The sequence below is a fragment of the Salinigranum rubrum genome (assembly GCF_002906575.1).
Taxonomy (GTDB): Archaea; Halobacteriota; Halobacteria; order Halobacteriales; family Haloferacaceae; genus Salinigranum; species Salinigranum rubrum.
Map to the genome: position 1 here is coordinate 1546272 of NZ_CP026309.1, position 21998 is coordinate 1568269.

The following is a 21998-nucleotide window of genomic DNA, read 5'->3' on the forward strand; positions in this document are numbered from 1 at the left end:
CGGCCCCGTCTAGTCCCCGACCGCGAGTTCCTCGGCGAGGGCCCGTTCGAGGCCCTCGACGGCGCGTCGGCCGACCGCGTGCGACGGGAGTCCGAGTTCGATGTCGTCCTCGCCGGCGCGCTCGACGACGAGCGTCGGCTGTCGCCCCCGGAGATACCACCCGCCGAGGCCGACCGCGACCAGGCCGAGCGCGAGTCCGCCGAAGACGAGGAGGTCGACGAGGAGGCCGACGAGCGTTCCCACGAGCGAGAGTAGCGAGACCAGGCCGCCGACGCCGGGCGTGTTCCCAACGTCGGGACTCGCGGCGAACAGCGACTGCACGCCCAGCGAGCGCGCCGCGAGTCCTCCCACGAGGAGGACGGCGGCGTAGAGGCCGGCCCGGAGGGCGTACGACCGGACCTGGGTGTGTCCCCTCCCTCGCATCCCGACACCGACGACGTTCGGCCGGTCGACCGTCACGAACCGCTTGCCCGACGAGTCGGGGTCGAACACGAGGAGCCGGTGGCTCGTCGCGACGACCCAGCCACACCCCACGTCGACACGTTCTCTCGCCGTCTCCCCCGCGAAGAGGTACCGGTCGGGGTCGAGCGTTCGTCGGGGAGACGGGTCGGCGGCCCACGCGCCGTCGGACGGCGTCGGTTCGGTTCGCTCGTCCCCGTCGTTCGCGTCGTCGAGGTCCGCCTCCCAGACGAACGGTGACGGCTCGGTCGCGTCGCTGTCGACTCCCTCGGACTCGTCGTCGACGGCTCCGACGTCACCGCCCCGGTCGACCGTGTCGTCGGTGCCGTCGGGTGCCATCGATGTTCGAGATTAGAGTCGCTCTGTGAGCCGGCCGGCGATGCGTTGTGCGCCCTGTGCGGCCGCGAGGTCCGGTCGGTCGGGAGCGGTCGCTTCGACCTCGCGGTTCAGTTCCTCGCCGAGGCGCTCCTCGAACTCCTCGACGATGCCGGGGATGCAGGCCATGCCGCCCGTCACCGCGATGGGTCGTGAGAGGGCGATCTGGTAGGGCTTGATGTGACTGTTCGCCAGTTCGGAGAGGAAGTTGTTCGCGATCTCGTCGACGACCTCGTCGACGTAGTCGTCGAGGGGGTCCATGACGGAGCGCTCGATGGTGAACTCGTGGCTGCCGCCGCCGGGCTGCTGGATGACGTCGGTGAAGGGCTCGAAGTCGACGAAATCGCCGTGTTCCTCCTTGTACTCCCGGGCCGTCGTTCGGTCGATGTTGACGCGGCCCTGCGTCTCCTCCTCGACGGCGTTCGCGATGCGGCGGTCGACCTCGTTCCCGGTCACCGAACCCGTCGAGAACGGGGCGAGTTGCTCTCCGTGGCGGTACGCACACGCTTCGAGGTTCGTCGACCCCATGTTGACGGCGATGAATATCTCGTCGACGGCCTCGAGGTCGTCACCGAGCGCCGGGATGGAGCCACAGAGCGACTCGGGGAACGACCGGACGAGCGCGTCCCCGACGCCGCTCTCCTCGATGACCGCCGAGAGGTTCGCGAGCCCCTCCTCGTTCTCGATGGTCGGAATCGCGTAGACGACGGCGCTGTCCGCCGGGATGTCCTGTGAGCGGACGAGTTCGGAGAAGAACTGCTTCGCCAGGTCGGCGTTCTCGTCGTCCTCGGGGAGCCCCGAGCGGAGCATGTAGCGGACCCGGTCGGGGTACTCCCTCGCGGCCTGTTCGCCGTAGATGACGCGCTCGTCGCCGGTGAGGGCGTCCTCGTACGTCGCGAGACAGGTGAGCGTTCGGACGGTTCGGAGCGAGCCGTCCCCGTCGGGGACGTAGATGACCGTCCGCGTGCTGCCGAGTTTCACGCCGACAGGTACCGGTCCGTCGGCGCGTGTGCGGACGGTCGTCTCTTCGTCGGCGTCCGCAGAATCATCGGCGTCTGTCTCGCTCTCGTCGTCCGGTTGTGGCTCGTCCTCGTCTGCCATGATAGGCCGCTCGGCGTCTACCCACTTAAGTCATCGAGGCGAGGCGGGCGACGTACAGCAGACTGAGCTGGTGGTCGTCGACGTCGAGGTCGTGACCGCCCTGTCCGTCCTCCGTGAACCCCACGAGGTAGTCTTGGAGCGCGTCCTCGACGTCGGGCGTGATCCACTCGATGGTCCGGTAGTACCGGAGCGCGTCCATCGTCCGTTTGAACCCGCCCTTCAGCACCAGGAACTCGAGCCAGTCGAAGATGACCCGTTCGGCGGCGTACTTCTGTGGCAGCGAGCCGAGGTACGGCTTCGTCATCTCCTCTGCGACCATCGCCGACTGGTGTAAGAAGAGCTGTTCGAGTTGGTTCGAGCGGAGCGCGTCCGCGGCGACTCCCCGGTTCGGCGTCGGGTTTCCACGGGCCGTCGAACGGGCACGACCACGGTCGGTCGGCTCGTCGTATCGGTCGCGGCGGCCGTTCTGACGCTCGAACCCCGACTGGGGTTCGTCCGCGCGGCCGTTCCCGCTCCACCGTGCCTGTGCGTCCTCGCCGTGGTCTTCGGCCTCCGGTCCGTCGGTGCGACTCTCGGGTAGTCGAACTCCCGTCGGTCCGCTGCCATCCGACGCAACTCTTCGGGGTCGTAATCTTCGGGGTTGACGTTCATGTTGTATTCACGAGAGCCTGACTGTTAGTGTGAGTGAGTAGTGTGTCAGACATAAAGCTACGTCTCGCATTATCCGATGTGATATCGAACGTCTCAGAGCGTCTGTCGACCGGCGGCCGCCGAGCGGACGTGGAGCGCTCCCGTCGCCCCGTCGAGTTCGAGCGAGCGGCCGTGGTCGCCGCCGACGTCTTCCGCCTCGATGGGGATGCGGAGCGCTGCGAGTGTCGCCCGTGCCGCGTCGACGTTGCGGTCGCCGACGCTCTCGTCCGTCGATTTGAACTCGAACATCGTGCTCCCGCCGGCGAGTTTCGCGACCAGTCGCCCCTGCGACGCACCCTCGTCGCTCATCGCGTCGACGAGCGCGTCGATGGCGGTGTCGACGTACTTCGCGACGTCGGTCTTCCCCTCCCCCGCGGGGAGCATCGCGTGTGCGAGGCCGACGATACCGGCGCGTGAGTCGTACAGCGCGACCCCGACGCACGAGCCGAGCCCGCTCGTCGAGAGCGTACTCTCGCTGTCTCCGACCGCGAAGTCGGCGATGCCGACCTTGATTCGGTCGGTCGTTCGTCGGGCCGGCGGCTTCCTCGAGTAGACTTCCATCAGGCTGGTCGTGCAGTCAACTGGTCCAAGGCGTCGTGCAGTTCCTTCTCGTTCGGGAGAGCGTAGATGTCACAGGTGAACTCGTGGTCGTTGGTCCGGATCGTCGAGTCGATGAGGAACGCGTAGTCCTGTTGTTGGGCGAGTTCCGTCGCCAGCGGGTCGATGATCGCCGGTCCGAGGTCGTGGACGAACTGTGGCGGCGAGATCTCGATGGTCGTCTCCAGTCGATTGGCCCACCCGTCGATGAACCCCGACGTGATGATGTTCCCGATCTCCTGGATCGCGCTCTGTCGCATCTCCGCACCGGCGTCGACTCCGGGGAGGAGTGCCGAGGCGATACGCTCCGAGGAGGGCTCGTCGAAGAGGATGGCGATGTACCCGCTGGGGACGCCTTCGAACTCCAGAACGACGCCGGTGCGCGTCGTGTCGTCGAGTTGCATCGGAACGCCCTCGATGGGGACGAAGCTCAGCCGCGAGACGTCGACGGTGGTCTCCGTCCCCGTCATCGCCGAGATGTCCGTCGACGCCTGCTCGGCGCCGTCGGCGATCATGTCGCTGAACGCCGTGAACGTCTCGATGGGAAGCGCCTCCTCGGCGTTGGTCGCGGTGTCGACGATGGTCTCGACCGAATCCGCCGTCGGGACCATGTACAGGTAGAACGTCACCGGGTCCGAGACCGTCTCGAGCTGGTTTCGGAAGACGATGATGTGATCGCTCTCGCCGCCGTATCCCTCGTCCCCGACGGTGAAGTCGTCGAGCGGTCCGTCGCTGTCGACGTCGAGGTACGTCGGGGTCGTGATGTCGATGGTCGTCCCGAGGTGGTTCGCCCACCCGTCGATGAACCCACCGAGCATGATGTTCCCGATCTCTTTGAGTCCAGACGTCGCGAGTTCGTCGCCCGCGCTCGCGCCCGGAAGGATGGCCTCGACGACGTTCATCGCACTCTCGCGGTCGAACGCGAGGATGGTCCGGCCGTCGAGTCCGCCGCTGAACCCGATGCGGATGCTGACGAAGTCCTGTTCACGGAACTCGCACTCGACGTCCGAAGCCGTCTCGAGTTCGACTTTCGTGACGTTGACGTGCGTCTCGATGCCGGTTAACTCCGACAACGACCACGCGGCCGTCTCGGCACCCGAGTGCGCCAGCTGACTGAACGTCCGGAGCGCGTGGACGTCGAGGTTCATACCTTCGCCTTCGCGACGTCGTCGATCGCTTGCAGGACGTTCGGCTTCTGGAACGGCTTCGTGATGTAGCCGTCCGCGCCCGCCTCGACCGCCTCGCGCATCTTCTCCTCCTGCCCGACGCTCGTACACATGATGACCGACGAGCCGGGGTCGAGCTCTTTGATCTCCGACGTCGCTTCGATACCGTTTCTGATAGGCATCACGACGTCCATCGTTACCACGTCCGGGTCGAGTTCGCGGTACATCTCGACCGCTTCGACGCCGTTCTCCGCCTCACCGATGACCTCGTGCTCGCCGTCGAGAAGCTGTTTCAAGAGGTTCCGCATGAACGCGGAGTCGTCGACGACCAGTACTGTGCTAGCCATACAGTCTGGATATCGGAATGCGATTGATAAAGACTCGCCGCCGGATATCAGAGATGATTTTAGATGGTGGCTGTTGCTCACCCGGACGCGTCGTCGTCCGGCGGGAGCACGAGGCCGTCGTCGCGGACCGCGGCGAGGAGGTCACGGATGGAGTCGTCGGGCGAGAGGTCGTGTGCGGCGAGGAGGTCCACGAGCGTTCGGACCGGGTAGCGGACCTGTACCTCCCCGGCGAGACAGAGGATGCCGAGCACCTCCGGCGACGGGGTGCCCTCGTCAACGTGTGTCGCGTACCACGTGAGGAGGTCACGGAAGACGGCGCCGGGGTCGTCCGACGCGCTCTCTGTGACGTGGACGTCACCGTCGAACCGGCCCGCGACGACGAAGCCGTTAGCTGTCGAGAGCGATTCCAGGTGGTCGACGAGGGCCGACCGGGGGTCGGAGGCCGGCGTCGACTCCGCCTCCAGTTCGGCCTTGATGTCCTCCCGGAGGTCGGCGACGTCGTCGGCCGTGCCGTCCGTGGCGATGATGTACTGACCCTCCCGCAACTGCTTGACCTGTTCGTTCTTCGTGATGTCGAGGTCTTCCGGGTCGATCACACCCTCCTCGTCGCGCGACCCGTGCGGTGGCATAGTTCACGTTCGCCTGAGACGATAATAAGCGCATCGGGGCCCCGACTCTCTCTGAGTGGGCCTTCTGACCCCCGCTGGGAGGGCGACGAACCCGTACACGTCAGCGCCACAACCAATACATTGACATATATCGGTATCATGGATGAAAACACTCATGGATCCCGATCAGACTCTCGCGGCACTCGGGAACGACTACAATCCGGACATCCTTCGGTCCGCGTACCAGCCACACTCGGCGCAGGAGTTCAGCGACATGCTGGACATCCCCATCGCCACGTGCTATCGGCGCATCGAAGAACTCTCCGAGGCGGGACTGCTGACGCTCCACGACCGGGTCCTCTCCGACGAGCACCGACGGACGAACGTCTACCGCCGTGAGGTCGACGAGATCAACGTCCGGTTCGACGACGACGAACTCGTCCTCAACGTCACGGAGCGTCCCGAGGTCAAGACCAAACTCGACGACGTCTGGCGCCGTATCGCTCAGGACAGCTAAACCCGTCTCCTTCATCCGTCACATCCGTCGTCCCGAGCGACTGCACTCCTCTCCCCGCTCGATGGACTGCGTGGCTTTTCGGCTCGGTTTCGCGAGCGTCCGGACGACTGCTCCGCTTATCAGCGGTGGAACTGTTCTCGCTCGGGCTCTCACTGGTTCCATTACCCGTACGCGGACGCGTGCATCATACTGAGTGTTCGCATCGCTGATTGGTTTTCTCTCGTGATAATCAGGGGAGTATGGTTATGTATCCGCTGCCGCTCCGAGCGAGTAAGGCACGGACCCCTTCGGGGGATTCGGCCGAGAATACCCAACATGTTCGAAGACACAGACAACAGGGGTCAGGTCGGAATCGGGACCCTCATCGTGTTCATCGCGATGGTACTAGTGGCCGCGATCGCGGCCGGGGTCCTGGTCAACACGGCCGGGTTCTTGCAGGAAAGCGCAGAACAGACCGGACAGGAAGCACAGGGCGAGGTCAGCGACCGACTCGACGTCGTGAGCTCGTACGCCATGGACACGGACGATGACGGCGACTACGACCGCGTCAACGTGACCGTCCGCAAGGCGTCGGGCTCTGACGACATCAACATCTCGGACGTGACGTTCACGTACCTCGGCCCCAGCACGACGACGACGGGGACGCTCGACAACAGTAACGTCGCTCGCGAAGCAATCTCGGGTAACGCGGACTACCTCCGTGACGAGTCCGACCGCGTCGAACTCCAGCTCAGCATCGACGGCGGCATCGGTGCCACCGGCGAACTCACCACGGGCTCCGAGTTCCAGATCCAGCTGACGACGTCGACCGGTGCATCGACCTACATCGAGGGCCGCATCCCTGAAAGCGCCGAGAGCGGCGGCGTGGTGGAGGTCTGAGGAACAATGGAATTCAACATCTTCAACGACGAGAATCGCGGTCAGGTCGGCATCGGCACGCTCATCGTGTTCATCGCGATGGTACTGGTCGCCGCGATCGCGGCCGGGGTCCTGGTCAACACGGCCGGGTTCTTGCAGGAAAGCGCAGAACAGACCGGACAGGAAGCACAGGGTGAGGTCAGCGACCGACTCGACGTGGTCAACGCCTACACCGAGGTGACGAGCGGTTCGGCGAGTATGGTTAACATCACGGTCCGGAAGGCCTCCGGCTCCGGCAACGTCAACCTGACGTCGTCGACGGTCCAGTGGATCAGCGACACTGGACAGAGCCGATCCACGGTCGGTGACGGTACCGCCAGCCCGGTCGAGGTGTACGCCGCGTCCGACACCTCGACGGCTCTCGCCGGCCCGACTGTCATCAACGACAGCAGCAAGTACGTCCTGTCGGTCACGTTCGATGGCTCGAACTTCAACGGGGCGAACCTGAACAACGGTGACGAGGGCACGCTCCTCATCACGACGCCGTCGGGTGCGACTACCCGCGTCGAGGTGACGATCCCCGAGAACGTCCAGGACGACACCATCTTCCTCTGAGACCGTCCTGAACCCGCTGTATCGGCACGCGAACCACCTTTTATCGGACTCGAACCCACCAGCGCTACGCCCGGCGTTTCGAACCGACGGCACCGCCGGCTTCTTCTCGTGATTCGTCTCTCCGTCAGCGCGTCGGGAGCCACCTCTCCGGCCGAGACTACGGCCGGTTCTGGGGTCGCCGACGCCTCACAGTCGCTCTCCGTTCTGTCCGTCGGTCCGACGTCGACCCGCCTCTCGTCCGGCGTTCCGTACTCGTCGGTGAGCGCGTCGTGTCGCACTCGAAAGGGAAGGGCCGCGTATCCGCTCAGCGCTCGGGCTGTTCGCCGCCGCCGAAGAACGGCGCGCTCTCGCCGACCATCGAGAATCCGGCCGCCTGCTCGTAGATCTTCAGGCCGCCCTGGGTGATCTCCATCGGGAACATCGAGTTCTTGATCGACTGCTTGCGCATCTTCGCCACCCAGACGTACCGGTTCGAAGTGGAACCGGCGGGCGACTGCACCAGGTAGATGTTCCCGTCGGTGAGGAAGTTCTCGAGGCCGATCTCGGTCTCGGGGAAGATCGCCGACTGCTCCGTCGTCAGGAGGGAGGTCAGCCCCGAGTCCTTGAGGATGTCGATGAACTTCAGGAGGTAGTGGCGTTGCTCCTTCTCGTCCTCGAAGAAGAGCTGGAACATCGTCAGCGAGTCGAGGACGAGTCGGTCGTAGTCGGTCGACTGGAGGTCGTCGAGGATCCTGTCCAGCGTTCCCGAGAAGTCGCCATCGCGCAGGAGGGTCCGCTTGTCGTACACCTTGATGTCGCCGTTCTCGACGAACTCGGGCCACTGCTCGAATCCGATCGAGAGCGCCGCCTCCTCGATGTCGGCTTGAGACTCCTCGAACGTCAGATAGATCCCACCGTCTCCGTGGTCTTTCACGCCGTTGTACAGGTACTGCATCCCGAGGATACTCTTTCCGGTCCCCGGGTTGCCACTGATGAGCACTGCGGCGTTCTTTACGATGCCACCGTTGAGGATGGAATCGAGTCCTTCGATTCCGGTTTCGACGAGTTCAGGCATTTGAGATATCCTCGGACTGGATGCATCCTCGTGACCAGTCCAAATAACTCTTCTCACCGATGAGAGGGCTCTCGAACCCGTGTCGAAAGGCGGCAAAAATCGCTTGCCGGCGTGCATTATCACGCCCGATATCTGGGTGGGAACCTTCATGTATCGTTCATCTCTACGTGAATATCAATGCGTGCTCTTCCCCCGCCATCGGAACAGGTGCCCGGCGGGGCCGGTGTCACCCGGATGACATCGGCTCCGTCCACCGACGGAGTGGCTCTCCATCGCGCCCACCGGAGGCGACCGACATGGGAATGATGGACTGGGTCAACGACGAGGACGGCGACGGAGACGCTGACGACGCTACTGGAGGAGACGATATGGACGACATGGACGACTTCGACGACGACTTCGATGAGTTCGACGACGACTTCGACGACTTCGACGACGACGGAGACGCCACCGACGAGGGTGGCGACGAGTTCGACGAGTTCGGCGGCGAGTTCGACGACGACTTCGACGACGAGTTCGGTGACGGAAACGCTGACGAATCCGGCGGTGAGGTGAGCGGAGACGTCTCCGACACGCTCGCCGACTTCGAGGACCGAATCGGCGAACTCGAGACCGAACTCGGCGGCCTCTCGTCGACGATGAACACCGTCCGCGAGGAGAACAAACAGATCGGGGAGACGGTGGACGAGCTCGACGACACCATCCGGAAACTCCTCGACATCTACGAGATGGTGACGCGAGGCATCAACCCGTTCGTCGACGACGCCCGGGAGATGGGCGGGCTCGAACACGGCGACGGCGCGTTCGGTCTCTTCGACTCCGAGGAGGAGGACGAGGCCGACCTCGACCCCGATGTCGTGAACGCCGACGCCGAGAGCTTCTTCGACGAGGACTTCGGCGACCTCGACCCCGAGGAGGCAGAGGCCCAGGCCGAAGAGGCCGCGGAGGACGAACTCTCCGGGGCGGAGACCGACCAGTCCGAACTCCTCGACGAGGAACCCCCGGACGCGGACGACGCTGCCGACGCGACCGCCGACTCCGGCGGTGGTGGTGGTGTCTCGTTCGACGACCTCAAAGCGGAGTACGACGAGAACGCCGGCTGGGACGAGGAGGCCGACGGTCCCGACGATCAAGACGACCTCGACGGAGAGTCCGACCCGGAGACGGACGTCGACGAACTCGAACACGAGGAAGACGCTGAGGCGACCGCTGAACTCGACGAGGCCGACGAGATCGACGAGACAGAGGTCGAAACCGACCAGACAGAGGTCGACCTCGACGACGCGGACGAAGCCATCGACGACGTGACCGTGGACGTTGAGTTGGACGGTGACGACGAGAGTGACGAGCCGGACGCCGCTGCCGACGAGATGCCGACGGACGCTGAGCCCGACCTCGACGCCGACGCCAGCACGGACTCGGACGACGCCCTCGACCCGGAGGCGACGACGCCCGGTCACACCGCACGCGGCGAGGTGAGCGTCGAACCGGCGGAAGCGGTGACCGACGACGAGATGTTCCTCGACGACTCGGTCGAACCGGCCGGTTCGGACGGCCCGGCGGTCGATGACGACTCGCCGGCGTCGACCACCGCCGACACCGACGCCGACGCCGTGGGACTCGCGGGACTGGGTGCGGAGCCTGCGGGTGCGTCCGAGCCGTATCTCTCTGCGCTCCCGACGACGTACGTGGCCGAGTCGGTCGCGATGGAGTGGATGCAGTTCCTCGTCTCCGCCGGCGGGCCGCTCGGAGCGTCCCGCGCCCTCCGCCTCTACGAGGACTTCGGCTGGATCTCCCCGTCGGTTCGGACGAGGCTGGACACCTACGTCCGGTCCGTCGCGAGCCCCAGGGACGACGCACAGAACGGATCGCTCACCGCGGGCCACCACGAGACGAGCCTCTCGTACGTGAGCAAACTCGGCGACCGAACGCCCGAGGCGAGCGCGCTCGACGCGCTCGTCGCCGATGGAGGGGGTCACCATGGGATTCGGCGTTAGCGGGGCGACGGCGATCATCTTCCTCGGACTGTTCATCGCCGCGGGAACGCTGGTCACGACGACCTCGACCACGTTCGAGGAGGTCGACGAGGCGCACGACGAGCGCCAGGAGCGACTGCTCGACCGTCGGAACACCGAAATCGCCGTCGAGACGGCCCGATACAACACCACTTCGGGCACGCTGAACCTCTCGGTTTCGAACGAGGGGTCGACGACGCTTTCGGTGAACGGCACGACGCTCCTCGTCGACAACCAGTACGTGTCGACGGCGACGGCACGGGTCGACGGACTCGCCGCAACCGACCTCTGGGAACCGGGCGAGACGATGACGTTGAACCTCACGATGACCGAGCCATCGCGTGTCAAAATCGTCACGGAGCGAGGTGTCGCTGACGCGAGTGACGTTACGGTGACATAACATGGCGGAGATATCTGTCCCCACGCTCATCCTGTTCATCGCGAGTATCGTCATCGCGGCGGGCGTCGCTGGCGTGCTCATCGATACGGTCAGCGGCATCTCGAACGCGGTCGACGACCGCGGTGGCGACGTCTCCCGCTCTATCAAGACGGACGCGGAGATCATCTCGGACCCGGAGGCCGGCGTGTACGACGACGTGAACGACACGCTCACCCTCTACGTGAAGAACACGGGGGTGCGAACCCTCCCGGTCGACAGCGCCACCGTCGACCTCTTCGTCGACGGTCGGTACCAGACGTCTCTGACTCTGTCCGTCGTCAGCGGTAGCGAGTGGACGCCGAACGCGGTGGTGCGAATCGACGCCACCGGCGTCTCGCTGTCGCCCGGCGACCATCGCGTGAAACTCGTCGTCGACACCGACGAAGAGACGTTCGACTTCAGGACTTCATGATATGACTGACACTCAATTTCCCATCGGACTCGACGGACACGACCGCCTCAGAGAGGAACTCGGGGTGGCATCCCCCGTGGCGCTATCGTTCTCATGGAGGGGGACTACGGCGCGGGCAAGAGCGTCCTCTCACAGCGGCTCAGCTACGGCTTCACCGACGAGGACGTCACGGTGACGTTCATCTCGACCGAACTCAGCGTTCGGGGCTTCCTCGACCAGATGCACTCGCTGGAGTACCCGATGGTCAAGCCGCTGTTGAACGAACAGGTCCTCTACATCCACGCGGAGTTGGACTCCGGCGGCGTCCTCAGCGGACAGGAACGCGAACGGAAGGAACTGCTCCGTCGACTGATGGAGGCGGAAGCGGTGTGGAACGGCGACGTCATCATCATCGACACGTTCGACGCCATCCTCCGAAACGACCCGCAGTTCGAGGCGCTCGTCAGGAAGAACGAGGAACGGCAGGCCGCCCTGGAGATCATCTCGTTCTTCCGCGAGATCACCTCCCGCGGCAAGACGATCATCCTCACCGTCGACCCGACGACCGTCGACGACGAGACGATGGGGCCGTTCCGCTCCATCGCGGACGTCTTCATCCAGCTCGAGATGGTCGAGGTCGGCAACGACGTCCGACGAAACATCTTCGTCAAGCGGTTCGCGGGGATGGGCGAACAGGTCGGTGACCGCATCGGCTTCTCGGTCCGGTCCGGTATCGGTATCGTCATCGAATCGAGGAGCGTGGCCTGATGGCGACGGAGCACGGCTCGGCGCGTCTCTCGGAAGAACTCAAGCGACACGCCGCACGGTGGGACCACCTCCGGGACCACCTCAAACGGTTCAAGAAGATCACGGGCGAGTATCCGTTGCTCGTGGACGAACCCGGCGACTACGAGTCGCGGCGTCCGAACGTGCTCTATCACCTCGGCGGACCCGTTTACGTCCAGATCTACGGGAACATCGGCGAGGACACCAAGTACTACACTATCGAACCGGAACTCGACGAGGAGGAACGGCAGGTCTTCGAAGACGTCAAGGACAAGATCCTAGAGTACAGCGTCCACCAGCCGGCGCCGGAGTCTGACACCGACTACGAGGAGCGCATCGAGTCGCTCCTCGACGAGGTCGTGACCGTCAGCGAGCCGATTCCGGAGGAAGAACAGACGTCGCTCCAGCAGCTGAAGTCGCGGCTCAACCTGGGCCGCATCACCGTCTCGGAGACGACGTACGAGAAGATGCGCTACCGGCTCGTCCGCGACATCGTGGGGTTGGGCCCGCTCGAACCCATCATGAGCGACCCGGAGAACGAGGACATTCACGTCATCGGGCCCACCCAGGTCGACGTCGACCACGGGACCTTCGGTCTCTTGGAGACGACCGTCGAGTGGGACTCGTTCGAATCGTTCGACAACTGGCTCCGGAACATGGGCGAACGGATCGGCGACCCCGTCTCCGACGCCCACCCCATCGTCGACTCGACGCTCCCCGACGGGTCGCGTATCAACATCATCTACTCGGACGACATCTCGCTGAAAGGCTCCTCGCTCACGATTCGACAGAGCGAGGGCGTCCCGCTGTCGATCTTCCAGATCACGAAGTGGGCGACGCTGTCGCCGCAGCTCGCGGCGTACCTGTGGGTCGCTCTGGAGAACGAGCGGACGGTGTTCGTCGTCGGCGAGACGGCGTCGGGGAAGACGACGACGCTGAACGCGATGCTGTCGTTCATCCCGCAGGACTCGAAGATCTACACGGCGGAAGACACCGCCGAGGTGCTGCCGCCGCACAACACGTGGCAGCAACTTCTCACCCGGGAGGGACGCGGCGCCGACTCCGAGGTGGACATGTTCGACCTCGTCGCCGCGGCGCTTCGCTCCCGTCCGGACTACATCATCGTGGGTGAGGTTCGCGGTGAGGAGGGGCGGATGGCGTTCCAGGCGGCGCAGACGGGTCACCCGGTCATCCTCACCTTCCACGCGAGCGACATCGTCTCGATGATCCAGCGCTTTACCGGCGACCCGATCAACATCCCCGAGACGTTCATGGACAACGCCGACATCGCGCTCTTTCAGAACCGGGTCCGGAGGGGCGACGACATCCTCCGTCGCGTGACGAGCGTCGTCGAGATCGAAGGGTACTCCAAGGAGATGGGCGGGGTCGTCACCCGCGAGGTGTTCTACTGGGACCCCGTCGAGGACGAGATCGTCTTCCAGGGGATGAACAACTCCTACATCATGGAGGAGAAGGTCGCATCGCTGCTCGGCTACTCCGACACGCGAAAGATCTACGAGGACATCGAGTTCCGCGCGGAGATCATCCGCCGCTCCATTCAGGAGAACATCCTCGGCTACCACGACGTGAACGAGGTCATCCGTGACTTCCAGCGCGATGGGGTCGAGGGCCTCCCGTTCGACATGGCCTCCGTGAGACGATGACAGATGGGACAGAGTACGAACGTCGCGACAGGAACCGCCCGGCTCAAGGAGTTCACCGACTCCGTCTGGGACTCCTACCAGCGGATGCCGATGCAGATAGAGCGGTATCTCCTCTTGGTGATCTCGCCGGCCGTGCTGTTCTTCCTGCTGTTGACGTTCGCGTCGGTCGTGCTCCCGCTCCCCCTCCTGGTCCGGCTTCCGATCTTCTTCCTCGGCACGCTGATCGTGGCGACGGCCGTCCTCTACCCCCGACTCCTCGTCGAGCAACAGCGACGCGGGCTCGAGAACCAGATTCACCTGCTCATCACCCACATGACGGTGCTGTCGACGACGAACATCGACCGCGTCGAGGTGTTCCGCGCGCTCGCACGCGAGCAGGAGTACGGCGAACTGGCGACGGAGATGAACCGCATCGTTCAGCTCGTCGATACGTGGAACCAGTCGCTCGACGACGCGTGCAAGCGGCGTGCCCGGGAGGTGCCATCGAAACCGATGGCTGACTTCCTCGACCGGCTCGCGTACTCGCTGAACGCCGGCCAGGGCATCGACGACTTCCTTCTCGGCGAGCAGGAGGCGATGATCCAGTCGTACATCACCGTCTACGAGGGCGCACTGGAGAACATCGAGGTGATGAAGGACCTCTACCTCTCGATGATCCTCTCGATGACGTTCGCGCTCATCAACGCCATCGTCCTCCCCATCCTCACGGGAATGGACGCCACGATGACCGTTCTCGCGGTCATCGTCATGTTCGTCTTCGTTCAGCTCGGCTTCTACATCGTCATGCGGACGATGTCGCCGTACGACCCGGTCTGGTACCTCCAAGAGGAGTACCGGACGAAACCCGTCCGCCAGGTCGACATCAGCCTCTACGGCGCGGTCGGGCTGTCGCTCCTCCTCATCCTCGCGCTCGCGCTGGGGACGCTCGGCCTCACGCCCGTCGGGCGCGCGATGCGCGGCGTCCTCATCGGCGTGCCGATTCCCATCCTGATGTCGGCGCCGCTGACGCCCCTCGCGATTCCGGGTATCCTCGCACGCCGCCAGGAGAACTCGATCAAGGGACGGGACAGCGAGTTCCCCGGATTCATCCGCGCGCTCGGCTCCTCGGAGAGCGCGAAGCAGGCGACGACTTCCGCGGTGTTGCAGACGCTCCGGAAGAAGGACTTCGGCACCCTCTCGCCCGACGTCGACCGGCTGTACACCCGGTTGAAGATGCGCATCGAGCCGACGAGAGCGTGGTTCTACTTCACCGCCGAGAGCGGGTCGTATCTCATCCAGAAGTTCTCCGAGATGTACCTCGTCGGGCGGCAGATGGGTGGCAGCCCGAAGCAGCTCGGCGAACTCATCAGCCGGAACATGAACGAGGTGCTCCAGCTTCGCCGCCAGCGCCAGCAGGCGACCGTGACGCTCATCGGCGTCCTCTACGGCATCACCGCCTCTGCGGCGTTCGCGTTCTTCATCGGCCTGGAGGTCGTCGAAATCCTCGTCGACATCTCCGCGCAGATGGACCTCACCGGGACCAACGTCGGGACCATCATCCACGCGGGCGTGTACGACGTGCCCACCATCGAGTACCTCCTGACGCTCATCATCCTGTTCAACGCGCTGTTGTCCTCGCTGATGATCCGCGTCGTCGACGGCGGTCACAAGGCGAACTCCTACCTCCACTTCGTCGTGCTGGCGTGGATCGGCAGCGTCCTCGCCGTCGTGACCTCACATCTCGCGGGAGCACTGATATCTGTATGAGCGACGCCCCACAGACCTCGAACACGAGTACGGACCCGAACACGAGCACCGAGACGACCGAGAGCGAACGGAAGAACCAGGCTGCGACGGAAGCCGCCCGGCGGGAGAAACAGGCTCGCCGGAAGCTGAAGCAGACCAAGTCCGGCGAGACCATCGTCGTCGACTTCGTCGCCAACTTCGTCGCCGGTGGCTCGGGGACGTTCGAACCGCTCAAGGGGCGCGTGCTGATGAGCGACCGGCGGCTCATCCTCGCGACGTCCGACTCGAAGACCGTCGTCCCGCTCACCTCGGTGTTCGACGTCGCCGTCGGCCAGGTCCCGGCGGAGGTCGAGGAGTTCTTCGACCACACGGTGATGGTCGGCTACGTCGTCAACGGTATCCAGCGGACGACGGTGGTCGGCGGCGACCGCGAGACCATCGAGAAGTTCTCCGTCCTCCTGTACCGAGCGACACTCCGGGGGTCGACGGTCGCGCTCAAACACCCCGCGAAGGTCGGCGGACGGCTCCAGGACGACCCCGTCCGCGAGGTGGGGCTACGGCTCGACACCGACCAGGTCTCCTTCCCCGGCACGGAAGACCTGACGCTCAGCGACGAGGTGTTCAGCATCGACCTCGGGAACATCGTCTTCTTCGAGGTGCTCGAACGGACGGTGCTGGAGGAGAAACGGCTCGTCCTCTCCGTTCAGCACGTCACGCAGGAGCAGACCGTCACGACCGAGGTGTCGATGGGGTCGCGCCGGAAGATGAACATCCTCGGGCGGTACCTCCGGCAGATGTACCACTACCTCGCCTCCGACGTTCGGAACCTCGACGTCGACGACGACGAACTCGAGGTCCTCGTCGGCATGTACTCGATGGCCGGGATGGGCGACGAAATCGACCTCGCGCCGATGCTCGGGCTCGAAGAGGCGGAACTCGACGTACACCTCGACTCGCTGCACGAGGACGGCCTCATCGAGAGCGTCGAACCGCCGTACGAACTCACGCCACAGGCACAGTTCCTCATCAACGAGCGGTTCGAAGACGTCAACTTCTGACTTCGTCGGCCGCTGACGCCTCCGTGCTCCCTCCTCGTCGCCCACCGCCGCTCCGGGCCCCACACTCCGTGAGGCGGGCGTAACGGGAGTCGAGACGCCGGGGCGTTTATGACCGTTCCTCGTCAGTACCACCCATGCAGGGCCGCAGTCACCGCCGACCGCACCGACCCCGCTGGGCAAGGAGCACCGTCGACTCCTCCGTCGAGACATCCCGCTCGCGCGACGACCCCGGTCGAGCGACCCACCTCGGCGCGTGGGAGTGGTCCTGAGTGCCTTTCGACCGCTCGGTCTCGGCGGACCCACACGACCTCAGCGCCGAGAGCGTCTGGCACATCGACATCCCGGAGGTCCGATTCGGCAGGCACGCGGTCGACGAACTCGCGTTCCAGTTTCGAGGGCTCGGTGTCGACAGCGACTCCCGGGGCCTCGTCGTCACCGACGACGGCCTCGTCGCGGCCGGCCACGCCGACCGCCTGAGCAGTCACCTCGCCGAGGAGGGGTTCGACGTCGACGTGTACGACGACAGTCAGCGCGAACCGTCCGTCGCCGCAGTCGAAGACTGCATCGCGTTCGTCCGAGACGAGACCGACGACGGCTACGACTTCTACGTCGGCCTCGGCGGCGGGAGCTGTATGGACACGGCGAAGACCACCCGGGCGGTCGTCGCGAACGGCGGCGAACCGCTCGACTACGTCGCCGAACCGACCGGCTCCGGCGAGCCGTTGACCGAGTCCGGCCCGCCGCTGATACTCGTCCCGACGACGGCGGGGACGGGTGCGGAGATATCTCCGGTCGCCATCCTCTCCGTGCCCGCCGAGGAGACGAAGGAGGGCATTTCGAGCCACCACCTCCGGGCGGACGCGGCCGTCCTCGACCCGACGCTGACGACGACGCTCCCGCCGGAACTCACCGCGCAGACGGCCATGGACGCGCTCGGACACGCCATCGAGGGGTACACCACGCACGCGTACGACTCCCTGCTGCGTGCGACCGACCCCGGCGCGCGTCCGGTCTACGCCGGCCGAACCCCGCTGACGGAGATGTTCTCGCGGAAGGCTATTCGACTCCTCTCCGAACACGTTCGCCCCGCCGTCCACAACGGCGACAACCTCGACGCTCGCGAGAACATGCTTCTGGGCGCGCTGTTCGGCGCGATTTCGGGGCTCACGGCGGGCGCGAGCCTCTGTCACGCGATGGCGTATCCGGTCGGCAACAGGTATCACACCACGCACGGCGAGACCATCGCGGCCTTGACTCCCGCGAGCACCATCGACTACAACGCCGCGAGCGACCCCGGTCGCTTCGCCGAAGTCGCGGAACTGTTCGGCGTCGAGACGACCGGTCTCACCGACCGCGAGGCCGCGGACGCGCTCAAAGCGGAGTATATCCAACTACAGCGGGACCTCGGGGTCCTTCCGAGCGGACTCGCGGAACTCGCCGGTATCACGGCCGACGACGTCGACTGGCTGGCCGCGCGGACGGTCGACTCCCAGGAGCGACTCCTCCGCTGCAACCCGCGACCCGTGACCGAAGCGGACGTCCGCGAGGTGTTCCTCGACGCGCTCTCCAACTGGGAGGCGTAGCCCGACCCGTCGTCTCCGGTATCGGTCTCGGGGTCGAAGACGGGCGTGACGTGGGAGACGGGGTTCACTGGTCGGAGATGACGTCGCTGGCGATGCTCCGTCCGCGGGCGTTGAGCGTCACCTCGTGTCTGATCCGCACCTCGTTGAGGACGTTGTGGTCGATGAGTCGGACGTACAGTTCCTCGACCTCGTCGACGTCGACGCCGAGGAACGAGGGGATGTCGAACGGCGACACACCCGAGTACAGCGCCGTGAGCACCTGCTTGTCCGTGTCGGAGAGTTCGAGCGACACCTCCGACTGCTCTTCGCCCTTGCGGAGGAGCGACTCGAGAAAGGACATCTGCCGGTCCGACCCGGCGATGTACGTCTGGACGCTGGTCTCCTCGTCGGAGTGTTCGACCTCGACGACGAGGCGGCTGTCGTCGATGATGGTTCGCCGCCCCGTCGTGATGTCGCCGATGTCGTCGAGGCGTATCTCGACGAACGTCCCGCTGACGGTCGCCATGCTCACCGCCTCCTCCTCGACTTTCAGTCGGGCGCGCTCCCACTCGGTGTTCTGGACGACGCCCCCCTCGACGGCCGGGTGCCGGGCGAGGAACGTCCCCTCGTTCAACACCGCGCCGTAGAACTCCTGTTCGAACTCCTCGAACTCCTTCGGGGCGATGAGGATGACGCCCTTCGGGACGCGCAGCGCGATGTAGTCCGCGACGCTCGCGACGTCCTGATTGACGTCGTACCGGTCTTCGACCCCCTGGATGGCCGACAGCGGGATGGTCTGTTTGCCGCTGTTCCCCGCGAGGATGAGCCGTCTGTTCGACAGGAGGATGCGTCCGCTCGCCCACGCCGCGTCCTGTATCTCCCGGCCGTTCTTCTCGGCCCGGAGGAACCGACCGTGACTGTCGGACAGCTTGTACTCCCCCCGTTTCATGTTAGCGGACGTTGCGGTAGATGCGGAGTCGTTTCTCGACCGGCTCGAACCACGACCGGCAGTTCGCGGGGACGGTCTCTGTCATCCCGATCGTGAGGTATCCGTCCGGGCGGAGTCCGGTGCCGAGCGTCTCGAACACGGCGCGCTTGGCGTTCGAGTCGATGTAGATGAACAGGTTCCGACAGAGGATCAGGTCGAACTCGTCGGGTGGCGACTCCCTGATGAGGTCGCGCCGCTGGAAGGTGACCATTCGCCGCAGCGACGGGACGACGCGGTAGGAGTTCTCGTCCCGTTCGATGTAGCGCCCGTAGTCGCCGATCGGCGCCAGCTGTTCTTCCAGGTCGTTCGTCTCGGAGGCGTGGTACTCGCCGCGGGTGGCCTTCCGGAGTATCTCCCGTTTGATGTCCGTCCCGGTGATGCGGATCCGGTCCTCCCGCACCTGGGGGTCGTCGTGCGCGAGCATCGCCAGCGAGTACGCCTCGCGGCCGTCCGAACAGGCCGCACTCCACACCTTCGTCCGACCCGTAGCCGTGAGTTCCCGGAGCACCGGCCGGAGCGCCTCCCACACGTCGGGGTTGCGGAAGAAGGAGGTGACGTTGACGCTCAGCGTGTCGAGCAGTTCCTGCTGTTCGCCGTCGTCGGCCTCCAGAAGGCGCTGGTACGCGCGGTAGCCGTCGGTGTCGTTCCGGCGCATCCGCGCCGAGATGCGTCGGTCGAGGTACGCGTCGTTGTACATCGACGTGGCGAAGCCCATCGACTCCTCGATGTACGCGAGGAGTCGGTCGAAGCCCCGGCCTCTCGCCGCGGACATCAGTCTATCCTCCCGCCGTCGGTCGCCGCCACTTCGTTGTACATCCGCGAGGTGCCGCCCGTGTCGGAGCCCGACAGCGTGCCGATGTCGATGATGGGAATGACGTTGCCGTCGCCGATGACGGCCGTCCCCGAGAGCCCTTCCGAGTTCGAGAGCGGGCCCTGAAGCGGTGTCACGACGACCTCCTCCTGCCGGGTAACGCCGTCACACCACAGCGCGACCTGGCGGTCCTCCGGGCGGATGCGGACGACCATCCCCGCCTCCGGCGGCTGCTCGACGATACCGAGCGCGTCCCGCAGGCGGATGAGCGGGTACACCCGGTCGTCGTGGACGACGACTTCGTCGCCGTTTATCGTGTCGACGCGTTCCTGGCGGGCCACCTCGTCGATGTACTTGATGGGGACGCCGAACTGCCGGTCGCCGACCAGCACGAACAGCACCTTGATGATGGCGACCGACACCGGGAGACGGATCTTGAACGTCGTCCCGTCGCCGAGCGTCGAGTCGACCGACACCGACCCGTCGAGCGCCTCGACGGTCGTCTTCACCACGTCCATACCGACGCCGCGGCCGGAGACGTCGGTGATCTGGTCGTTGGTCGAAAAGCCCGGGTGGAAGATGTAGTCGAACACCTCCTCGTCGGGCAGCGCGGAGATGGCCTCCTTCGAGGTGAGCCCCTTCGAGACGGCCTTCTCGCGGATGCGGTCGAGGTCGAGGCCGCCGCCGTCGTCCGACACCTCGATGACGACGGTGTCGTGTTCCCGGCGGGCCGAGAGCGTGACGGTCCCCTGCTCGGGCTTCCCGGCTTCCACCCGTTCCTCGGGCGGTTCGATGCCGTGGTCGACGGCGTTCCGGAGGACGTGCATCAGGGGGTCGGAGATTTCGTCGAGGATGGTCCGGTCGAGTTCGATGTCCTGCCCCTCGACGCGGAAGTCGACGCGCTTGTCCTCCGCGCGCGCGAGGTCGCGCACGAGCCGCGGGAACTTGTCGAACACCTTCTTCAGCGGGATGAGCCGCATGTCCATCACCGTGTTCTGGAGGTTCGAGGATATCTTGTCCAGTTCGTCGAGCGTGTCGACGCCGCTCGCCCCCTCCTCGCCGATGGCCTGCCGGAGCTTGATGCGGGAGGTGACGAGCTGTTCGACGAGTTCGTGCAGTTCGTCGAGCTGGTCGACGTCGACGCGGACGGACTTCACCTCGGCGATGCTCCGTTCCGGTCCGCTGTCCTTCGAGCCCGCCGTCTCGCTCTCGCCATCTGCGTCGGCGTCGCCGTCGGTCGCCGCCGCAGCACCCTCGCGTACTCCGTCGCCGCCGTCGCCGAGCGAGCCGCCGGCGCGGGTGATGGCCGTCGACACGTCCGTGACGGTGCAGTCGGAGACGGCCCAGAGGCCGCCGAACGTCTCCGCGACCGTGTCGGTGTCGTCGGCGTCCGCGACGAACAGTTGGACGTGGTCGTCGAACGCGCCCTCTCCGACCTCTTCGAGCGAGGGGACGGCGCCGGCGACGGTCACGTCGTCGGGGATGCCGTCGAGGAACAGGCCCGCATCGACGCTCTTCATATCGCCGGTCGCGAGCGTGACGTCGACGTGGTGGAGGGCGTCGTAGCCCGAAAGCTCCTCCGCTGCGATGGTCTCTCTCGCCGCGTCGATGTGCTGGGCCCGCTCGGCGGGACGGTCCTCCCCGTCGTCGCCGTCCGCGTCGCTGTCGTCCCCACCGTCGACCAGGTCGCTCATGTCACCCACGTCTTCCACGCCGTCCTCGTCGTCCCCCTCGGCTCCGTCGTCAGCGCCGCCTTCAGCCGCGTCCGCGCTGTCGTCTTCGGCCGTGTCACCGTCGCCTTCGGCCGCCACCCGGAGGGCCGTGACCGTCTCCTCGGTGTCGATGCTCGTCTCGCCGTTCTGCTCGATGTCGTGGAGGATGTCGACGATGAGGTCGACGCCCTCGAAAACGAGGTCCATCCGTTCGGGCGTGACGTCGAGCCCGCCCTGCCTGACCTCGTCGAGCAGGTCCTCGATGGCGTGCGCGACCGTCGCCGCGGCGTCGAATCCCATCGCGCCGAAGTTCCCCTTCAAGGTGTGTGCGCGCCGGAAGATGTCGTCGATGGCCTCGTGGTCCTCGGGGTTCGACTCCAAGGTGAGCAACGAGTTGTTGAGTTGCGTGATGCTCTCTTCGCTTTCAGTGATAAACGCCTGGTAGAGTTCTTCGTCCATG

21 protein-coding genes and 1 pseudogene are annotated in these 21998 nt (G+C 65.4%); 11 read left to right on the forward strand and 11 right to left on the reverse strand.

What is annotated here, in order from left to right; all coding sequences use genetic code 11:
• Positions 1 to 9: 9 nt before the first annotated feature.
• From C2R22_RS07670 to C2R22_RS07705, 7 genes are all read right to left on the reverse strand, one after another.
• Positions 10 to 798 carry a hypothetical protein gene (locus tag C2R22_RS07670; RefSeq protein ID WP_103425236.1) on the reverse strand — a complete coding sequence of 263 codons (789 nt, stop codon included), beginning with the start codon at positions 796 to 798 and terminating at the stop codon, positions 10 to 12.
• Positions 799 to 810: 12 nt separating this feature from the next.
• Positions 811 to 1935, reverse strand: coding sequence for a cell division FtsA domain-containing protein (locus C2R22_RS07675; protein ID WP_103425237.1), 1125 nt, complete (start codon positions 1933 to 1935; stop codon positions 811 to 813).
• Between the two features lie 25 nt (positions 1936 to 1960).
• Positions 1961 to 2254: a FlaD/FlaE family flagellar protein gene (locus tag C2R22_RS27405; protein ID WP_103425238.1), complete on the reverse strand. Its 294-nt coding sequence runs from the start codon at positions 2252 to 2254 to the stop codon at positions 1961 to 1963.
• Positions 2255 to 2679: 425 nt separating this feature from the next.
• On the reverse strand, positions 2680 to 3186 hold the full coding sequence (locus C2R22_RS07690; RefSeq protein WP_103425240.1) for a chemotaxis protein CheD: 507 nt from the start codon (positions 3184 to 3186) through the stop codon (positions 2680 to 2682).
• Complete coding sequence (locus C2R22_RS07695; protein WP_103425241.1) at positions 3186 to 4370, reverse strand: chemotaxis protein CheC; 1185 nt, start codon at positions 4368 to 4370, stop codon at positions 3186 to 3188. The genes C2R22_RS07690 and C2R22_RS07695 overlap by 1 nt, the downstream gene beginning before the upstream one ends.
• Complete coding sequence (cheY, locus tag C2R22_RS07700; protein WP_103425242.1) at positions 4367 to 4735, reverse strand: chemotaxis protein CheY; 369 nt, start codon at positions 4733 to 4735, stop codon at positions 4367 to 4369. Before cheY ends, C2R22_RS07695 begins: the two co-directional genes overlap by 4 nt.
• A gap of 77 nt (positions 4736 to 4812) precedes the next feature.
• A complete protein-coding gene (locus tag C2R22_RS07705) occupies positions 4813 to 5364 on the reverse strand; it encodes a DUF7500 family protein (RefSeq protein WP_103425243.1) in 552 nt (183 codons plus the stop codon).
• A gap of 154 nt (positions 5365 to 5518) precedes the next feature.
• Here C2R22_RS07705 and C2R22_RS07710 point away from each other — a divergent pair, with 154 nt between their 5' ends.
• From C2R22_RS07710 to C2R22_RS07720, 3 genes are all read left to right on the forward strand, one after another.
• A complete protein-coding gene (locus C2R22_RS07710; RefSeq protein ID WP_103425244.1) occupies positions 5519 to 5860 on the forward strand; it encodes an ArsR/SmtB family transcription factor in 342 nt (113 codons plus the stop codon).
• Between the two features lie 315 nt (positions 5861 to 6175).
• Positions 6176 to 6739 carry an archaellin/type IV pilin N-terminal domain-containing protein gene (locus C2R22_RS07715; protein ID WP_103425245.1) on the forward strand — a complete coding sequence of 188 codons (564 nt, stop codon included), beginning with the start codon at positions 6176 to 6178 and terminating at the stop codon, positions 6737 to 6739.
• Positions 6740 to 6745: 6 nt separating this feature from the next.
• A complete protein-coding gene (locus C2R22_RS07720; RefSeq protein ID WP_103425246.1) occupies positions 6746 to 7333 on the forward strand; it encodes an archaellin/type IV pilin N-terminal domain-containing protein in 588 nt (195 codons plus the stop codon).
• A 304-nt stretch (positions 7334 to 7637) separates the two neighbouring features.
• Here the strand turns inward: C2R22_RS07720 and C2R22_RS07725 are convergent, their stop codons facing one another.
• Positions 7638 to 8387, reverse strand: a complete 750-nt coding sequence (locus tag C2R22_RS07725) for an RAD55 family ATPase (RefSeq protein ID WP_103425247.1) — start codon at positions 8385 to 8387, stop codon at positions 7638 to 7640.
• 59 nt (positions 8388 to 8446) lie between these two features.
• On the opposite strand from C2R22_RS07725, the gene C2R22_RS07730 reads away from it, so the two are divergent.
• From C2R22_RS07730 to C2R22_RS07765, 8 genes and pseudogenes are all read left to right on the forward strand, one after another.
• Positions 8447 to 10384 carry a FlaD/FlaE family flagellar protein gene (locus C2R22_RS07730; protein WP_245902924.1) on the forward strand — a complete coding sequence of 646 codons (1938 nt, stop codon included), beginning with the start codon at positions 8447 to 8449 and terminating at the stop codon, positions 10382 to 10384.
• Positions 10368 to 10802 carry a fla cluster protein FlaF gene (locus tag C2R22_RS07735; RefSeq protein ID WP_103427610.1) on the forward strand — a complete coding sequence of 145 codons (435 nt, stop codon included), beginning with the start codon at positions 10368 to 10370 and terminating at the stop codon, positions 10800 to 10802. The genes C2R22_RS07730 and C2R22_RS07735 overlap by 17 nt, the downstream gene beginning before the upstream one ends.
• A 1-nt stretch (position 10803) precedes the next feature.
• On the forward strand, positions 10804 to 11253 hold the full coding sequence (locus C2R22_RS07740) for a flagellar protein G (RefSeq protein WP_103425248.1): 450 nt from the start codon (positions 10804 to 10806) through the stop codon (positions 11251 to 11253).
• A 1-nt stretch (position 11254) separates the two neighbouring features.
• Positions 11255 to 12000, forward strand: a pseudogene (locus tag C2R22_RS07745) (ATPase domain-containing protein).
• Positions 12000 to 13682 carry a type II/IV secretion system ATPase subunit gene (locus C2R22_RS07750; RefSeq protein ID WP_103425249.1) on the forward strand — a complete coding sequence of 561 codons (1683 nt, stop codon included), beginning with the start codon at positions 12000 to 12002 and terminating at the stop codon, positions 13680 to 13682. The pseudogene C2R22_RS07745 and the gene C2R22_RS07750 overlap by 1 nt, the downstream one beginning before the upstream one ends.
• A gap of 84 nt (positions 13683 to 13766) precedes the next feature.
• Positions 13767 to 15428 (forward strand): archaellar assembly protein FlaJ, encoded by a 1662-nt coding sequence (gene flaJ, locus C2R22_RS07755; protein ID WP_394342387.1) that lies wholly within the window; start codon positions 13767 to 13769, stop codon positions 15426 to 15428.
• Complete coding sequence (locus C2R22_RS07760) at positions 15425 to 16465, forward strand: CheF family chemotaxis protein (protein WP_103425251.1); 1041 nt, start codon at positions 15425 to 15427, stop codon at positions 16463 to 16465. The genes flaJ and C2R22_RS07760 overlap by 4 nt, the downstream gene beginning before the upstream one ends.
• A 269-nt stretch (positions 16466 to 16734) precedes the next feature.
• Positions 16735 to 18048, forward strand: coding sequence for a hydroxyacid-oxoacid transhydrogenase (locus tag C2R22_RS07765; RefSeq protein WP_103425252.1), 1314 nt, complete (start codon positions 16735 to 16737; stop codon positions 18046 to 18048).
• A gap of 64 nt (positions 18049 to 18112) precedes the next feature.
• Here C2R22_RS07765 and C2R22_RS07770 read toward each other — a convergent pair whose 3' ends face one another.
• The 3 genes from C2R22_RS07770 to C2R22_RS07780 are packed head-to-tail and all read right to left on the reverse strand — an operon-like array spanning position 18113 to position 21997.
• The gene (locus C2R22_RS07770; RefSeq protein WP_103425253.1) at positions 18113 to 18976 is read right to left on the reverse strand and encodes a CheF family chemotaxis protein; all 864 of its coding nucleotides are present in this window, start codon (positions 18974 to 18976) and stop codon (positions 18113 to 18115) included.
• A 1-nt stretch (position 18977) separates the two neighbouring features.
• Positions 18978 to 19787, reverse strand: coding sequence for a CheR family methyltransferase (locus C2R22_RS07775; protein WP_103425254.1), 810 nt, complete (start codon positions 19785 to 19787; stop codon positions 18978 to 18980).
• Positions 19787 to 21997 (reverse strand): chemotaxis protein CheA, encoded by a 2211-nt coding sequence (locus C2R22_RS07780; protein ID WP_103425255.1) that lies wholly within the window; start codon positions 21995 to 21997, stop codon positions 19787 to 19789. Before C2R22_RS07780 ends, C2R22_RS07775 begins: the two co-directional genes overlap by 1 nt.
• Between the last annotated feature and the right edge of the window lies 1 nt (position 21998).

Bases quoted from the DNA above. Each gene is read 5' to 3' on its own strand.
- C2R22_RS07780 (WP_103425255.1), bottom strand. From the start codon at position 21,997: ATGGACGAAGAACTCTACCAGGCGTTTATCACTGAAAGCGAAGAGAGC.
- C2R22_RS07760 (WP_103425251.1), top strand. From the start codon at position 15,425: ATGAGCGACGCCCCACAGACCTCGAACACGAGTACGGACCCGAACACG.
- C2R22_RS07675 (WP_103425237.1), bottom strand. From the start codon at position 1,935: ATGGCAGACGAGGACGAGCCACAACCGGACGACGAGAGCGAGACAGAC.
- C2R22_RS27405 (WP_103425238.1), bottom strand. From the start codon at position 2,254: ATGGTCGCAGAGGAGATGACGAAGCCGTACCTCGGCTCGCTGCCACAG.
- C2R22_RS07750 (WP_103425249.1), top strand. From the start codon at position 12,000: ATGGCGACGGAGCACGGCTCGGCGCGTCTCTCGGAAGAACTCAAGCGA.
- C2R22_RS07730 (WP_245902924.1), top strand. From the start codon at position 8,447: ATGAGAGGGCTCTCGAACCCGTGTCGAAAGGCGGCAAAAATCGCTTGC.
- C2R22_RS07670 (WP_103425236.1), bottom strand. From the start codon at position 798: ATGGCACCCGACGGCACCGACGACACGGTCGACCGGGGCGGTGACGTC.
- C2R22_RS07715 (WP_103425245.1), top strand. From the start codon at position 6,176: ATGTTCGAAGACACAGACAACAGGGGTCAGGTCGGAATCGGGACCCTC.
- C2R22_RS07705 (WP_103425243.1), bottom strand. From the start codon at position 5,364: ATGCCACCGCACGGGTCGCGCGACGAGGAGGGTGTGATCGACCCGGAA.
- flaJ (WP_394342387.1), top strand. From the start codon at position 13,767: ATGCCGATGCAGATAGAGCGGTATCTCCTCTTGGTGATCTCGCCGGCC.
- C2R22_RS07695 (WP_103425241.1), bottom strand. From the start codon at position 4,370: ATGAACCTCGACGTCCACGCGCTCCGGACGTTCAGTCAGCTGGCGCAC.
- cheY (WP_103425242.1), bottom strand. From the start codon at position 4,735: ATGGCTAGCACAGTACTGGTCGTCGACGACTCCGCGTTCATGCGGAAC.
- C2R22_RS07740 (WP_103425248.1), top strand. From the start codon at position 10,804: ATGGCGGAGATATCTGTCCCCACGCTCATCCTGTTCATCGCGAGTATC.
- C2R22_RS07775 (WP_103425254.1), bottom strand. From the start codon at position 19,787: ATGTCCGCGGCGAGAGGCCGGGGCTTCGACCGACTCCTCGCGTACATC.
- C2R22_RS07725 (WP_103425247.1), bottom strand. From the start codon at position 8,387: ATGCCTGAACTCGTCGAAACCGGAATCGAAGGACTCGATTCCATCCTC.
- C2R22_RS07770 (WP_103425253.1), bottom strand. From the start codon at position 18,976: ATGAAACGGGGGGAGTACAAGCTGTCCGACAGTCACGGTCGGTTCCTC.
- C2R22_RS07720 (WP_103425246.1), top strand. From the start codon at position 6,746: ATGGAATTCAACATCTTCAACGACGAGAATCGCGGTCAGGTCGGCATC.
- C2R22_RS07690 (WP_103425240.1), bottom strand. From the start codon at position 3,186: ATGGAAGTCTACTCGAGGAAGCCGCCGGCCCGACGAACGACCGACCGA.
- C2R22_RS07735 (WP_103427610.1), top strand. From the start codon at position 10,368: ATGGGATTCGGCGTTAGCGGGGCGACGGCGATCATCTTCCTCGGACTG.
- C2R22_RS07710 (WP_103425244.1), top strand. From the start codon at position 5,519: ATGGATCCCGATCAGACTCTCGCGGCACTCGGGAACGACTACAATCCG.